This window comes from Streptomyces albiflavescens (assembly GCF_014645835.1).
Lineage (GTDB): Bacteria > Actinomycetota > Actinomycetes > Streptomycetales > Streptomycetaceae > Streptomyces > Streptomyces albiflavescens.
Genome location: NZ_BMMM01000003.1, coordinates 174,137 through 189,338 on the forward strand (window position 1 = coordinate 174,137; position 15,202 = coordinate 189,338).

At 69.6% G+C, this 15,202-nt stretch carries 13 protein-coding genes; 8 read left to right on the forward strand and 5 right to left on the reverse strand.

Annotated elements, in window-relative coordinates:
- Positions 1-111 precede the first annotated feature (111 nt).
- Positions 112-915, forward strand: a complete 804-nt coding sequence (locus IEY95_RS10185; RefSeq protein ID WP_189185606.1) for a GntR family transcriptional regulator — start codon at positions 112-114, stop codon at positions 913-915.
- Positions 916-953: 38 nt separating this feature from the next.
- On the forward strand, positions 954-1,169 hold the full coding sequence (locus tag IEY95_RS10190; RefSeq protein WP_189185607.1) for a dodecin: 216 nt from the start codon (positions 954-956) through the stop codon (positions 1,167-1,169).
- A gap of 48 nt (positions 1,170-1,217) precedes the next feature.
- Here IEY95_RS10190 and IEY95_RS10195 read toward each other — a convergent pair whose 3' ends face one another.
- On the reverse strand, positions 1,218-1,709 hold the full coding sequence (locus IEY95_RS10195) for a phosphatase domain-containing protein (RefSeq protein WP_189185608.1): 492 nt from the start codon (positions 1,707-1,709) through the stop codon (positions 1,218-1,220).
- Positions 1,710-2,023: 314 nt separating this feature from the next.
- Between IEY95_RS10195 and IEY95_RS10200 the strand changes: the two genes are divergently transcribed.
- From IEY95_RS10200 to IEY95_RS10210, 3 genes are read left to right on the forward strand one after another with little or no spacing between them, the layout of a single operon-like run.
- On the forward strand, positions 2,024-3,427 hold the full coding sequence (locus IEY95_RS10200; RefSeq protein ID WP_189185609.1) for a glycoside hydrolase family 43 protein: 1,404 nt from the start codon (positions 2,024-2,026) through the stop codon (positions 3,425-3,427).
- Positions 3,428-3,456: 29 nt separating this feature from the next.
- The gene (locus tag IEY95_RS10205) at positions 3,457-4,842 is read left to right on the forward strand and encodes a glycoside hydrolase family 43 protein (protein ID WP_189185610.1); all 1,386 of its coding nucleotides are present in this window, start codon (positions 3,457-3,459) and stop codon (positions 4,840-4,842) included.
- Positions 4,843-4,870: 28 nt separating this feature from the next.
- The gene (locus IEY95_RS10210; protein WP_189185611.1) at positions 4,871-6,217 is read left to right on the forward strand and encodes a jacalin-like lectin; all 1,347 of its coding nucleotides are present in this window, start codon (positions 4,871-4,873) and stop codon (positions 6,215-6,217) included.
- A 195-nt stretch (positions 6,218-6,412) separates the two neighbouring features.
- Here IEY95_RS10210 and IEY95_RS10215 read toward each other — a convergent pair whose 3' ends face one another.
- Positions 6,413-6,967: an RNA polymerase sigma factor gene (locus tag IEY95_RS10215; protein ID WP_189185612.1), complete on the reverse strand. Its 555-nt coding sequence runs from the start codon at positions 6,965-6,967 to the stop codon at positions 6,413-6,415.
- A gap of 46 nt (positions 6,968-7,013) precedes the next feature.
- On the opposite strand from IEY95_RS10215, the gene IEY95_RS10220 reads away from it, so the two are divergent.
- The 3 genes from IEY95_RS10220 (at position 7,014) to IEY95_RS10230 (ending at position 10,766) form a co-directional block, all read left to right on the forward strand.
- Entirely contained in the window at positions 7,014-8,399 is a 1,386-nt protein-coding gene (locus IEY95_RS10220) for a serine/threonine-protein kinase (RefSeq protein WP_189185613.1), read from the forward strand.
- Positions 8,400-8,522: 123 nt separating this feature from the next.
- The gene (locus IEY95_RS10225) at positions 8,523-9,254 is read left to right on the forward strand and encodes a DUF4232 domain-containing protein (RefSeq protein ID WP_189185614.1); all 732 of its coding nucleotides are present in this window, start codon (positions 8,523-8,525) and stop codon (positions 9,252-9,254) included.
- A 264-nt stretch (positions 9,255-9,518) separates the two neighbouring features.
- Positions 9,519-10,766, forward strand: a complete 1,248-nt coding sequence (locus IEY95_RS10230; RefSeq protein WP_189185615.1) for a polysaccharide deacetylase family protein — start codon at positions 9,519-9,521, stop codon at positions 10,764-10,766.
- 4 nt (positions 10,767-10,770) lie between these two features.
- Here IEY95_RS10230 and IEY95_RS10235 read toward each other — a convergent pair whose 3' ends face one another.
- The 3 genes from IEY95_RS10235 to IEY95_RS10245 form a co-directional block, all read right to left on the reverse strand.
- Positions 10,771-12,717 carry a ricin-type beta-trefoil lectin domain protein gene (locus IEY95_RS10235; protein ID WP_189185616.1) on the reverse strand — a complete coding sequence of 649 codons (1,947 nt, stop codon included), beginning with the start codon at positions 12,715-12,717 and terminating at the stop codon, positions 10,771-10,773.
- A gap of 607 nt (positions 12,718-13,324) precedes the next feature.
- Entirely contained in the window at positions 13,325-14,293 is a 969-nt protein-coding gene (locus IEY95_RS10240; protein WP_189185617.1) for an aldo/keto reductase, read from the reverse strand.
- An 80-nt stretch (positions 14,294-14,373) separates the two neighbouring features.
- Positions 14,374-15,147 (reverse strand): nuclear transport factor 2 family protein, encoded by a 774-nt coding sequence (locus IEY95_RS10245; protein WP_189185618.1) that lies wholly within the window; start codon positions 15,145-15,147, stop codon positions 14,374-14,376.
- Between the last annotated feature and the right edge of the window lie 55 nt (positions 15,148-15,202).

Here is a 15,202-nt window from a genome sequence, read left to right on the forward strand (position 1 = left end):
TGTGGCAAAGGGATTTGTGGCCGTGCTCGGAGGCATGACTCGTCAACTGGTCAACCGGCCAGCTACCATCGGCCTGACCAGCTGAAGGCGAACCGGGGAGCGGGCGAACCCATGGACGGCGTACTGAAACGGGAGCGGGTCCGCGACTTCCTGCTCGGACTCGTCGAGGACCGCGGGCCCGGCGCGGCCATTCCCTCCGAGCGCACGCTCTGCGCCGAACTCGGCGTCTCGCGGCCCACGTTGCGTGCCGCCGTCGACGAACTCGTCGCCACCGGGCTACTGGTGCGCGAACACGGGCGGGGCATGTTCGTGGCCCCCGCGAAGATCACCCAGGAGATCGTTCCGGACCGGCAGACGGCGAGTGTGCCGCTCGCCACCGGCAGCTGGTCGAGCCGCGTGCTGGAGCTGGCGACCATCCGCGCGGGCGCCAGGATCGGCCGTAAGCTGCGGATGTCGCCCGCCGCCGAGCTGGTCTACATCGCGCGGCTGCGGCTGGTCGACGGTTCCCCCATGGCGATCGAGCATCTGCACATCCCGGCCGCGCTGGTGCCCTCACTCACCCCGGCCGAGCTGGAGGCCGGGGACCTCTACGCCCATTTGCGGGAACACCACCAGGTCCATGTCCACGAGGCGACCCAGTCGATCGAACCGACCGTCGTCAGCGAGGCCGAGGCCAAGGTCCTGGGCGTCCCGGTCCTCTCCCCCGCGCTGTTGATCGAACGCCTGACCACGGACACCTCCGACCGCCCGGTGGAGTACGTCCACTCCCTCTACCGGGGCGACCGCTACCGCATCGTCTCGCGGCTGTCACTGGGCGCGCACCACGGCCGTTCGGCCCGGGACGCGCCCGAGGACTTCGCCCAGGGCATCCCCGACATCTCGCGGACCGCCGCACTGTGGGGCACCGTGGAATGACGCGTGGCACACCCGCCACGGCGGAGAGGAGTACCCGCATGTCCGAGAACACGTACCGGGTCACCGAGATCGTCGGCACCTCCCACGAGGGCGTCGACCAGGCGATTCGCAACGGCATCACGCGCGCCTCGCAGACTCTGCGCAATCTGGACTGGTTCGAGGTCACGCAGGTCAGGGGGCAGATCGAGAACGGGCAGATCGAGCACTACCAGGTCGGCCTGAAGGTCGGCTTCCGGCTGGAAGAGGGCGACTGACGACCCCCCAAGGGCCTGTCCAGCCCCTTCAGCGCCTTCGCGAGCCCCTCAGGTCCGGCCCTCCCGCTCCTGCGCGTCCTTGAGCGCCTCTGACGTGGCCGCCCAGCGCGCCCGCACGACCCTGAAGCCCGCCCGTTCCGCGCCCTCGCAGACGAGTTCGTCGTCGTCCACGAGGACGCGGATGTCACGGTCGCGGGCCAGTCGGCGGAGGATGTCCAGCTTGGTGTGCCGGGCGGGCCTGCGGTCGTCGTTGCGCCGCATGAAGATGCGCCCGCCGGGCAGCCCCTGTGCGGCCAGCCAGTCGACGGTGTCCCGGCGGCACCGCTCGGGGCGGCCGGTGAGGTAGACCACCTCGCACTCCTCCGCGCTCTTGCGCGCCAGCGCGATGCCCTCGGCCAGCGGTGGGTCCTTCGGCGCGGCCGCGAAGAACGCGTCCCAGTCCCGCGGTTTCCGTTCCAGGAACCGCTGTCGGTGCGCGGTGTCCGCGAGTGTGCCGTCCAGGTCGAACACGGCGAGTGGTCTGCTGCTCTTCTCCTTCACGCGGACCACCCTAAACAGGGGCGCGGACACCCTGCGCGCCGCGACAGTCGAACCCCGCGTGAACACCTCCAACTTCCGTCTCGTCAGGCTCTGTTCACACCACCCAGCAAGCCCTTACCGTAATGCCTCGCACAGCATGTCGTACAGCATTCGGTATTTCGAACAAAGGCAGGGTGGTGGGGGGACACCACCGCCCCGGCTTTCGGGCATGCGGAGGTCTTCGTGTACCCCCTCGACCGAGGTCGCTTCCTCGCCGCCTCGGCATGCCGGAAGTTGCCGCGCCTGCCGAGTGAACGATCCAAGGAGAGCCGCACATGATCGCACCAGGCACACCGTCACACCCCCCACGGCCGTCCCGCCGGAGCCTGCTCCGCGCGATGGTCGCCCTGCCCGCCACCGCCCTCGTCCTCGGTGAGCTGCCCGGACTGCTCGGCACCGCCGCGGCCGCGGCACCTGCCAAGGGCACTGCCACCCGCTACACCATCGTGCCGTTCCTCAACAGCAACGACGGCACGGTCAACGTCTACGAGTCGGACGACGCCACGGACTTCCGGCTGCTGAAGGCATCCGCGTACACGCCACCCAGCAACCGGATCCGCGACGCCAGCGTGTTCAAGCACACGGACGGCTACTACTACATCACCTACACCACGCACACCTGGCAGGACGTCAGCACCACCATCGGCTTCGCGCGCAGCTCCGACCGGGTCAACTGGACCTTCCTGTACGACTACACGGTCCCGATCGCGGGCCTCTCCCGCTCATGGGCGCCCGAGTGGTTCGTGGACAGCGACGGCAGCGTCAACATCATCGTGTCCTGCTCGGTCACCAGCAACGAGTGGATCTTCACGCCTTATCTGCTGAAGGCCACCAACTCGGCGCTCACCGCATGGAGTTCGCCGGTTGCGCTGTCCGGAATCGGCGCCAACCACATCGACACGTTCATCGTGAAGACCGGGTCGACGTACCACGCGTTCACGAAGAACGAGACGACGAAGTACATCGAGTACGCGACCGCCTCCAGCCTCACCGGTTCGTACACCATCCAGCGGACCGGCGACTGGGCGGGCTGGGGCGGCACCCGTGAGGGCCCGGCCCTCATCCAGCTCGACAACGGCGGCTGGCGGATCTTCTTCGACGGCTACGGCGACGGCAGTTACTACTACAGCGACAGCTACGACACCTTCGCCACCTGGAGCGCCCCGAAGAAGCTGCCGGGCATCTCCGGCACCGCGCGCCACTTCACCGTCATCAAGGAGACGGTTTCCGGCGGGGCAAGCCTGTCGACCGGCGTCACCCGCTCCTTCCAGTCGGGCAACTACCCCACCCGCTACTGGCAGGAGCAGTCCGCGCTGCTCAACCTGCCCGTGGTGAGCGGCTCCAGCAGCAGCGCGGAGAAGCAGGCGTCCACCTTCACCGTCGTGGCGGGTCTCGCCGACGCCAATGGCTACTCCTTCCGGGACGCGGCCGGCAACTACCTGCGGCACTACGACTTCCGTGCCCGCTTCGACGCCCATGCCGGTACGTCGACGTTCGCCAAGGACGCCACGTACATCGCCCGGACCGGCACGGCGAGCGGTTCGGTCCGCCTGGAGTCGTACAACTACCCGGGCTACTACCTGCGCCACTACAACTACCAGCTCCGCGTGGACGCCGCGGACGGCACCGACCTCTTCCGCCGGGACGGATCCTTCGTCCCCGTCACGGCCTGGGCATGACCGCCACCCGCCAGAGAGAAGGAGATCCGATGAGCGACCGATCCGGCCCGCCGGGGCCCTCCCGCCGGGGTGTGTTGGGGGCGATGGCCGCCCTCACCGCCGGCTTGACACTCGGTGCCCCGTCCGCCCGTGCCGCGACGGGAACCTCGTACGTGATGGGCTACTTCACGGAGTCGCCGAACGGCAACGGCTCCGACTACGGCCTTCATCTGGCCGTCAGCACGGACTCACTCCAGTGGACCCCGCTGAACCAGAACAACCCCGTCGTGACCCCGACCGGAGGCACCGGCGGCCTGCGCGACCCGTTCATCCTGCGCAAGCAGGACGGCACGTTCGTGGTGCTCGCCACCGACCTCAAGGGCACCGACTGGAGTCTGCAGAGCCAGTACATCCATGTCTGGGACTCGACCGACCTCCGCACCTTCACCAACTACCGCCGGTTGAAGCTGCACGACATGGCCACGCACAGCTGGGCACCCGAGGCGTTCTGGGACGCGGGCCGCGGCCGGTACGGGATCATCTACTCGGCCGTCAACTCCAGCGGCCACGACGTGATCATGGTCAACTACACCACCGACTTCGTGACGGCGTCGGCCGCACAGGTCTTCTTCGACCCCGGCTACGACGTGATCGACGGCGACCTGGCCGTGGGCGTCAACGGCATGAACTACCTGTACTTCAAGAAGGACCAGACGCTGGTGGGCGCCAGGTCCGCCTCACTGGACCCGGGCAGCTTCACCGTGTTCAGCACGCCGGTCTCGCACGGCGGCACGGAGGCCCCGATCCTCGTGAAGTCCCAGACGTCGAGCGCCTGGTACCTGTGGGGAGACACCTACACGCCCAACGGCGTCTTCTACGCCTGGCAGAGCACCGATCTCGCCGCCGGCACCTGGACCGCGGTCGACCAACGCCTCTACACGCAGCCGCTCAACTCCAAGCACGCCGCCATCCAGGCGATCACGACGACCGAGTACAACAACCTCCTCGCGAAGTGGGGCGCCCCCGCCTGGAACCGGCTCAAGTCGTACAACTACCCGGCGCGTTACGTCCGCCACTCCAACTACGTCGGCAGGATCGACGAGTACCCCTTCGACCCGTACACCGACTCCGAGTGGAAGCTCGTACCGGGTCTGGCCGACAGTGCGGGCGTGTCCTTCCAGTCGGTCAACTACCCGACCCGCTGTCTGCGGCACTACAACTACCAGCTGCAACTGGACGTCAACGACGGCACGTCGACGTTCGCACAGGACGCCACGTTCTACCGGACGGCGGGTCTGGCCGACACCTCTTGGTCGTCCTTCCGCTCCTACAACAACCCGGACCGTTACATCAGGCACGCAAACTACGTCCTGCGCATCGATCCCCTCTCCACCAGCACCGACAAGGCCGACGCCACGTTCTGGGTCGGCTACTGACCTCCCTCGCCCCCAGGAGACACCCCCCATGTCACCTCTCCGCAGAGTTCTCGCCTGTCTGGCAGCGGCAACGGCCGCTCTCGGCGGGCTCACGGTGAGCGCTCCCGCCGCGGCCGCCGCCGACTCGGGCTCGTTCAGCGTGCTCAGCTACAACGTCGCCGGACTGCCGGAGTCGCTGTCCAGCGCCTCGACGCCGCGGGACACCAGCACCACCGAGATAGGCCGGCGCATCGCCCCGTACGACATCGTGAACGTCCAGGAGGACTTCAACTACCACGCGTATCTGTACTCCACGGACACCCACCCCTACCGCACCGCGACCAGCGGCGGCGCGGGCATCGGCAGCGGACTCAACACCGTCTCCAACTACGCCTGGGACGGTGACGACTTCGAGCGTGCCGGCTGGAACGACTGCCAGGTGGACTCGGGCGACTGTCTGACCCCCAAGGGCTTCACCTTCATGCGCGAGCGCCTGGCCGAAGGCGTGTACGTGGACTTCTACAACCTCCACACCAACGCCGGCACCAACGACGGCGACCTGTCGGCTCGCGCGGCCAACCTCGCCCAGCTGACCTCGTTCATCGGCACCCACTCGGCCGGCAACGCCGTGGTGGTGATGGGTGACACCAACACCCGCTACACCCGCTCCGGCGACACCATCGCCGAGTTCGCCGCCGCGGGCGGCCTCACCGACGCCTGGGTCCAGCTCATCCGCGGCGGCACCCCGCCCGCCAAGGGCAGCGACGCGCTGGTGTGCGACCAGACCGGGACCACCGTGCCCAACACCTGCGAGGTCGTCGACAAGGTCCTCTACCGCGGCAGCAAGCTGGTGACACTGAACGCGACCTCGTACAACAACGAGCACGCCAAGTTCCTGAACTCCGACGGGCTCATGCTCTCCGACCACGACCCGATCACGGTCGGCTTCACCTGGTCACGCAACTCGGCCTTCCAACTCAGCGACCAGTTCGGCGGCCCGCACGGGGACTACTTCAACGACATCGACAGCGTGCCGGCCGGCGGCCGGGCCACCACCGTCTCGCTGCGCAGCGGCTCGCGGGTCGACCAGATGGGGCTGACGCTGAGCAACGGCACGACGCTGACGCACGGGGGCACGGGCGGCAGCGCCTCGTCCCTCACCCTCGGCAGCGGCGAGTACGTCACCTCGGCGCAACTGTGCCAGGGCGTGAAGGACAGCCACACCCGGATCTTCTACGCGAAGTTCAGCACCAACCTGGGCCGCACGCTGGCGGGCGGCACGACGACGTCGGACTGTGTGACCCGCACCGCGCCGACCGGCCGGCAGATCGCCGGGTTCCACGGCCGCGCGGGCGACGAGGTCGACAAGATCGGCTTCATCTACACCCAGCGCTGACCCGACCACGTGAAACCCGTGCCCCGCCGTGCCCAAGCACGCGGCAGGGCACGGGATCACATGCCCGGCTCGCCTACGAGGAGAGCCACTCGGTGGCGTTCAGCGCGAGCGCCGCGTTGGTGGCGCCGGTGTCGTTCCACCCGTCGTACAGCGTGCTGTCAGATGAGCATTGCCAGTTGACGCGCCATCAGTCCGTCAGGAGGATGCGTCGGCCAACCAGGGCCTGACCTGCCTGCGCGCCTCGTGCAGGCGGGACTTGAGCGTGCCGAGCGGGATGCCCACCCGCTCGGCCACCTCCACGTACTCCAACTGGCAGATGTCCCGGTAGACCAACGGCGCCACCAAATGCGGATGTTCCCGCTCCAGGCGCTCCAGCGCCTCCAGGAGGTCGACCCGGGATCCGGCGATGACGCTCGTGGTGCGCGGATCGACATGCTGCGACGCGTCGATGACGACCGGCTGCTCGGCCGCGCGCCGCTTCAGCTCGCGGTACTTCTGGCGGGCGCAGTTGGCGACCACCGTGTACAGCCAGGTGCTGAAGCGGCTGCGACCCTCGAACGTGGTGATCTTCCGGGCCACCTGGAGGAGGACGTCCTGGGCCGCCTCCTCGGCGTCCTCGCGACAGGGCAGGAAGCGCCCGCAGCGCCGTACGACCTCGGGCTGGACCTTCTGGAGCAGCGCGTTCAGCGCCGCCCCGTCACCGGCGGCCGCGCTCAGAGCGAGCTCCTCGGTCTCCGCCGCGTCCTGCACTGGGTGCTCCCCTCGGTGTGGATCTGAGGCCAGGCATGATAGTCGCATGCACTTCCTGGAGCGGATCGGCCGCTACCGTCTGGACCGGCGCCTGGGCGCGGGCGGCTTCGGCGTGGTCTGGCTCGCCCACGACGACGTGCTCGAGGCGGCCGTCGCGGTGAAGGTGCTGTCCGAGAACTGGGTCGACCACCTGGACATCCGGGAGCGCTTCCTCTCCGAGGCGCGGCTGCTGCGCCGCGCCGACTCCAACCGGGTCGTCCAGGTGTACGACATCGGTGAACTGCCGGACGGCAGGCCGTACTTCGTCATGGAGTACGCCGACGGGGGCACCCTCGCCGACCGGGTCGAGGCCGGACCCCTGCCCGTGGCCGAAGCCCTGCGGCTGACGGCCCTCGCGGCCCGGGGAGCCGCCGCTCTGCACGAGGCCGGCATCGTGCACCGGGACATCAAGCCGTCCAACGTGCTGCTGCGCACCTCGCCCGGCGGAGGCGACCGGGTGCTCCTCGCGGACCTCGGTCTCGCCAAGAGCCTGGCCCAGGCGTCCGGGCTCACCATGGCGGCGGGTTCCGCGGGCTACACGCCGCCCGAACAGGCCGAACCCGGGTCCGGGATCGACGCGCGGGCCGACGTGTACAGCCTGGGCGCCCTCGGCTACCACCTGGTCACCGGCTCGGTCCCCGGCCCGCCCGGCAAGGTCGTACGGCCCGACCGGCTCCGTACCGACCTGGCCCCCGACGTCCAGCGGGCGTTGCTGCGTGCCATGGAACCCGACCGGGAGCGGCGCTGGCCCACGGCGGCCGGTTTCGCCGCTGAACTGGAGCGACTGGCCGAACCCGGCGCGGCCCTGCCATCCCCTCGGCCCCCTCGGCCCCGGCGGCGGGCGTTGATCATGGTGCTGGCCGCCGCCGTGGTGGCCGGCGTCGTGGGCGTCACCGCCGCGATCGTGACGGGCGGGGCCGCCGCGAAGACCGTCCGGGTCGAGGACAGCACCGGCCGGGTCACGGCCGAGGTGCCCGCCGCGTGGAGCCACCAGCTTCGCGACTCCGGATGGAGTCCGCGCACCCTGGGTCTGAAGGACACGAAGGAACCCGGTCTGGCGGTCGCGGACGACCTCTCGAAGTGGCAGGACCTCGGCTCGCGCGTCAACGGAGCCTTCATCGGCCTGAGCGAGCACGGCGACGTCACGGCCGAGGTCCGCGCGATCGCGCACACCGGATGCCACTACGACGGCAGCCGCACCTACAACGGCGCGCACTGGCACGGTCTGATACGGACCTGGAACGGCTGCCCGGGCGGCGACGGCTCCCTCACGGAGGCAGGGCTCACTCCGGCGGGCGGCGCCGAGCAGCCTCAGGTGTACGTACAGATCCGCCAGAAGGGCGGCAGTGACGCTACCGATCTCGTTCTCGGTTCGGTACGCGTGGGAGGCTGACGGAACTCCTCCGCCGGTTCCGTGAACTTTTCTCCGTCCCGGTGCATCGGAGAGTGATGACGGGGCACAACGCGCCGTGCGCACGCGTCTGGGCACGTGCGGTGATTCTCAAGGAGTGGTGACATGGCGACCTTCCGGCGCGGCGCGGCGGACACGGACCGGCTCGACGCGGTTCCCGCAACCCGCACTTCGACTCGCGCCCGGCGGGCGGCGCTGCTCGCGGGCGTCGCGCTGCTGGGCCTGCTCACCGCCTGCGGCACCGACACCCCGCACAGTACGCCGCAGAAGCTGCCCGGTACCGCGGAGCCGGCCTCCGGTGACCGGACCACGGACGCCGGTGCGAGCCCCACAGCCGACACGACCGGGACTCCCGCCACGACCGCCTCCGGTACGACATCGGGATCGGCCTCCGCGTCGTCCGGGAGCAGCTCGACCGGCACCCGCTGCCACACCTCCGAGCTGCGCGCGTCGGTGGGCAACAACGACCCGGGCGCGGGGCAGGAAAACTTTCCGGTCGTCCTGACCAACGGCTCCGGGCGCACCTGCACCCTGCGCGGCTACCCGGGAGCGGCCTTCATCGACGCGTCCGGCAAGCAGCTGGGCCCCGATCCGCGGCGTTCCTCGGGCACGCCGTCCACGGTCACGCTGGCGCCCGGGCAGAGTGCGTGGGCAGGGCTCACGTTCTCCAACCCGGAGATCAGCGGGGCCCGTACGGCGACGCCCACCTCGCTCCTCGTGACACCGCCCGACGAGAAGGACTCGCTCAAGGTGCAGTGGACCCAGGGCAAGGTGCCGGTGTCCGGCAACGCCTCGTCGGTGTCCTTGACGGTCGTCCGCGCGGGCACCGGCACCTGACCCGTCGCGCTCCCGGCACTCCCCCGCCCCGCCGCCTGTCCCACAGGTCGGCGGGGCTCTTTCGTGCGTGCGGAGCGAAGGCCGCGCAGGTCGGCGGCGGTTTGTCACGGAACAGCAACACGTCCTGATTCCCGCGATCTTTTCCGGAACTCCCGCCCATCCAACCGGTCGACGTGCCCCCGCGCGGCGGCACGTCGACGGGGACGCGAGCTCCGGCCGCCCGGCCGCAGCCGTGCCGAGGAACCGAGGAACTGGGGAACGATCATGAGCGGCATCTCACGCAGGCGGCTGCTGACGGCGACCGCGTCGGCGGGCGCCCTGGGCGCGCTCTCCGCCTGCTCCGCCCAGGGCTGGTCCGTAGGGGGCGACAGCACGGAAGGGAAGCCCACGGCGCAGGCCCGGCCCACCAAGCCGATCGGCGACGGATCCACCGCCGACACCGGAGCCCAGCCCAGGCAACCGAAGGCGGAGCGGCTGAAGCCGGGCGAGCGTCCGCCGCAGTTCGTGGTGTTCTCCTGGGACGGCGCGGGTGAGCTGAGCAACCAACTGTTCTCCCGCTTCCGCAAAGTGGCCGTGGACCACGGCGCCTCGATGACGTTCTTCCTCAGCGGCATTTACACCCTGCCCGAGTCGAAGAAGCACCTCTACAGCCCGCCGCAGCACCCCGTCGGCGCGTCCGCGATCGGCTATCTCGCCGACCGGCACATCCACGCCACCCTTCAGCAAGTGCGTGCCGCCTGGCTGGAGGGCCATGAGATAGGCACCCACTTCAACGGCCACTTCTGCGGCGCGGACGGGGTCCGCCGCTGGTCCCCCGCCGAGTGGCGCAGCGAGATCGACCAGGCGATGCGCTTCGTCACCGAGTGGAAGACCAACACCGGCTTCACCGACCTCGATCCGCTCCCCTTCGACTACCGCAAGGAGCTGATCGGCGGCCGCACCCCGTGTTTGGAGGGCCAGGCCGCCCTGCTGCCCACCGCCGCCGAACTCGGCTGGAAGTACGACGCCAGTTCTCCCGGCGGCCTCCAGATGTGGCCCGGCAAGGTGCAGGGCGGCCGGATCTGGGACTTCCCGCTCCAGTCGATTCCCTTCTCCGGCCACTCCTTCCAGGTCCTGTCGATGGACTACAACATGATGGCCAACCAGTCGAACGCGAACCCCCTCGGCGACCGCGCCCAGTACGACACCTGGCGCGCCCAGGCCCGCGACACCTACCTCGCCGGTTTCCGCCGCGCCTACGAGAGCAATCGCGCGCCCCTGTTCATCGGCAACCATTTCGAGCGGTGGAACGGCGGCATCTACATGGACGCCGTCGAGGAGGCCGTGGAACGGATCGCCGGCCACGACGACGTACGCATGGTCTCGTTCCGGCAGCTCGTGGAGTGGCTGGAGGCTCAGGACCCGGCGGTCCTGCGGAAGCTGCGCACCCTCACCCCCGGACAGTCACCCCTGGGCGGCTGGGCGGAATTCCTGGGCGCGGCCGCTTCGCCGTCGGGCACCGCCGGGTCCTGACGACTCACCGGCGGCCTCCTTGACCTCCTCCGTAACCGGGGCCGTAGCCGCCGTAGCCGTAGCCGTCGCCATACCCGTAGCCGGAGCCGGAGCCGTACTGCCCGTCCCCCGGGCAGTAGTCATAGGGGTAGTAGCAGTAGTCGTACGTCGGAGAAGTCGAGGACGGAGTCGGCCACGGTGTGGACGGCGGCGCCGAAGCCTTGTGCGTGGCGGTCGCCGACGGTGTCGTCGAGGGCTGTGAAGGGGCCGGGGTCGCCGGCGCCGTCGAGGCACGGGTGGAGTCCCAATTGACCACCTCCAGCTGGAGCGAGGGCGAGGAGGTGTCGAGGGTCCAGTGCTGGGCCGTCTCGTCCTTGCGGAGTTTGAGGACGAGCGCCGCCTCGTCCTTGGCGGCGGCGGGCGCCAGCGCCAGGTCCTGGTTCCAGCGCGGCACCAGCGTGCCCTGGCGAGTGAAGCCGTAGCGGACATTCTTGGTGCCCGGCTGCCCCTCGCCCGAGCAGGGGGCCAGTTGGACCGAGTAGCCCAGGTGGGAGTCGAGACAGAGGTCGGGGTCGGCCACGTCGCGCAGCAGCCCGTCCGCCTCGTACGACCACTGCTGGGCCGACTTCGAGGTGCACGCGGTGAGTTCGGTCTCCACTCCCTTCACCGGCTTCTTGCCGACGATGCCGACGCACAGCCCGGTCGCGGCATTGCGCAGCCTGCCCCGCACGGTGCCGTTCGACGGGTCGCCGGACCCGATCCAGGACGGGTTCGCGCCGGGTACCGTCCGCGCGCCGGAGCCGGGCGCTTCCGAGGTGCCGGTGCGGTCGGCCGTGCCGCCCTCGTCGTCGGAGCTCGAACCGACCACCCACAGGACGAGCGGGACCAGGATGAGCGTGCTCACGGTCAGCACACCGAGGGCGACGGTGCGGCGGCGCGGGGCGCGCCGGGGGGCCTTGTGCGTCTTCGCCCTGTGTGTCGGCGGGCGGGAGGCGGCCGACTGATCGCGGGGCGCGCTTCGAGGGCGCGGACGGAGAGGGGCCTCCGCGGGAAGGGGGAACTCTCCGTGCGGTTCGGCCGGTTCGGCCGTCGAGGCACCGGCGGCCTCGGGCGGTTCCGTCACCTCCACGATGGCGGTGGCGCGCCCCGGGCGAGATTCGAGGTAGGCGGGCGCGCCCCAACCGAGCACGGCTTCGGCCAGCGAGAGGGCGAGTTGGCCGTTGAACTGGTTCAACTGGTCGGCGGCATGGCGGCAGTGTGTGCATCTGGCCATATGACGCCGCAGATCGGGGTCGAGGTCGAGGCCGCCGCGCCGCAGTGACACGTCCAGCATGCGGTTGTAGCGGCGGCACTCCTGCTCGGGGGCCAGTTCACGATGGATCTCCAGGCAGCCCTCGCGCAGGCGTTCACGGGCCCGTCTCAGTTCTGTCGGGGCGTCCTCGACGTCGAGGCCCAACAGGGCGGCGGGCACCTCGAGTTGCTCGGCCTCGGCCTCCGCGTGCCACAGCAGGCAGCGGGCGGGCTCGGGAAGCCGCTGGAACGCCCGGGACAGCAGGCGTCTGCCCTCCTGCGGGAGGAGTCGCGCCGCGACCCGGTCCTCGTGGTCCGAACCGGCGAGCAGCTCGGGACGGAGCAGCTCGCGCCGCTGGTCCATGAGCCACTCGGCGGCTATGCGGCGGACGGTGACCAGCAGTTGCGGCCGCCATGCCGACGTCGGCCCGGTCTGCCGCAGGGATTCCCCGAACAGTCGGGTGAATGAGGCCGTGGTGAGCATTCCGGCGGGACGCACACCGTGGGTGCACAGGCGTGCGTAAGAGAAGACCGCTTCCCAGTGGCGGTCGAGGAGTTCTCCGACGGGATAGTGCGTGGGCGCGTTCCCCGGGCTCCTCTTCAGGTCCGCCGCGAGCCGCTCATCCGATACTTCGAACAAGCGAGCGGGGGTTGGGGAATGAGACAGGGGGGCGTCACTCACGTCCGCTTTCCTCCCAAAGGCAACACGGGAATTAGTCCATACCAATGGGTATGTAGACCGCCCGACGAACCGGAGGGCCTACCCATGGGGGGTTGCGCCGCGAACGGCCACCTCAGGCAGCTCTTTTGAAGCGAGGGACGAACGGGCACACCGTATGCGCACAGAAGGAAGTTGAACGTTTGTCTGCACGCCGACAAGCCACACCTTTGCACAGGGCGCGGAGCCGGAACAAGCGATCTCGCCTTTTTCCTTTTGTTTCGCGAGCCCGGATATTGACTGAACGTCAGCAAGGCCCGCCAAATAAAATTCGGAATCCCGTCGGCGCCACGACCCGCCACAGAAGTCCCCGCATTGGGAGCGCTCTCACAACTCAGCCGAGCGCGCTGCCCGCCCGCCATTCCTCTCAGCTCATGTTCCAGCCATTGAGGCCGTTGTCCGGCGACACGGTTTCGTCGTGGGAGTTGACCACCTCCACCACATCACCCATGAGGGAGTTCTCGTAGAACCAGTAGGCCGGCGTGCCGGTGTCCTTCGCGCCCTGGGTGTCGTGCAGCCGGTGGGCGGCGATCTCGACCCCGGCCGCCTGCGTCTCAAACCCCTCGGCGGATCAGTGACCGCTGATCGCCCGAGGTGTGTACGGCTGCTCCAGCTCCTCGATCTCCTTGTCCGTCAGCTCCAGTTCGAGGGATGCGACCGCGTCCTCGACGTGGTGCGACTTGGTGGCGCCGACGATGGGAGCGCTCACGGTGCTCTGGTGCAGCAGCCACGCGAGAGCGACCTGCGCGCGCGTCACCTCGCGCTCGGCGGCGATACGGGCGACGGCGTGGACGATCTCGCGGTCGCCCTCCTGGTAGAGGTTCTTGCCGAACTCGTCGGTCTGGCTGCGCGTCGTGACCGTGCCCCAGTCACGGGTGAGGCGGCCGCGGGCGAGCGGGCTCCAGGGCAGTACGGCGACACCCTGGTCCGCGCAGAGCGGCAGCATCTCGCGCTCCTCCTCGCGGTAGAGGAGGTTGTAGTGGTCCTGCATCGAGACGAACCGTGTCCAGCCGTTCAGCCGGGCCGTGTACTGGGCCTTGGAGAACTGCCAGGCGTACATCGAACTCGCCCCGATGTAACGGGCCTTGCCCGCCTTCACCACGTCGTGCAGGGCCTCCATCGTCTCCTCGACGGGAGTGGCGGCGTCGAAGCGGTGGATCTGGTAGAGGTCGACGTAGTCGGTGCCCAGTCGGCGCAGGCTGTTGTCGATCTCCGTCATGACCGCCTTGCGGGACAGGCCACGCCCGTTGGGGCCGTCGTGCATCGCACCGTTCACCTTGGTGGCGATGACGATCTCGTCGCGGCGCGCGAGGTCGGCGAGCACTCTGCCGACGATCTCCTCGCTGGTGCCGTCGGAGTACACATTCGCCGTGTCGAAGAAGTTGATCCCGGCCTCCAGCGCCTGGCGGATCAACGGCCGTGACGCCTCTTCGTCGAGGGTCCACTCGTGGACGCCTCGGCCAGGAAGGCCGAAACTCATGCAGCCCAGGCAGATCCGGGAGACGTCCAGGCCCGTCGAACCGAGCTTCACGTACTGCATGCTCTCTCCTGCCTTTCGCCGGCGGTGGGGTCGGACACTCCGACGACCTGTTCCTTGCCCGCCACGGGCGGTACGAAGCCCTACTCCACGGGACCTTCCACGTCGTCGTACACATGCGCGGCCGTGATCAGGCCGTCGCCGCCCCGCGTGTAGACGGCCAGGCCCGCCTGCGACGGCAGGTCGGCGTCGCCCCAGCGGTCGCAGATGTACTCGAACGCGCTGCGGGTGCCGTCCTCCGTGACGGTGCAGAGCTTGAGGGGGATGCCGCCGCCCGCGGAGAAGAAGCCCTTGTAGAAGTCGGCCAGCACCGAGGTGCCGACGTGTCGGTAGGCGTCGCCGGACGGCTCACGGACATAGCCGTCGGCCGCGAAGGTGGCCACGACGCCGGCCACGTCGCCTTCGCCCAGGGCCGCCTTGTAGGCGCCCACCACATCCGCCGCGTGCGCGTCCGGGTCGTGCGGCAGCAGCGGGGAGCGTACGACGTGATGGCCGAGCAGCGGCCACCGGGAGTGGTAGATCCGTACGGGCAGCGCGGACGCCGGTTCCACGGCGACGCCGACGGGAAGTCCGACGCGCTTGCCGTCCGAACCGTTCAGGTGCGCGACCCATTCGCCCACGGCCCGTTTCTCGGTGACCGTGGTGGCGACCGGCTCGATGTCCACCCGGTGTTCCGCGCGCCATTTCTCCTGCTCGGCGAGCCAGGCCTCGAGCACGACCACACCGCTGATACGGCCGGCTTCCGGGTCGTCGAGCGCGACGGGGACGGTGGCCGCGATCGGGTCACGCAGGGCGGCGGCCAGGTCGGCGGCGCCGAGTCGGTCGGCGAGGTCGGCGATCTGCGGGATCCAGACCATGGGGGCTCCAGAGAAGTGTGCGGTGGTACGTCTTCGCATCGTGTGCCCGGACGGG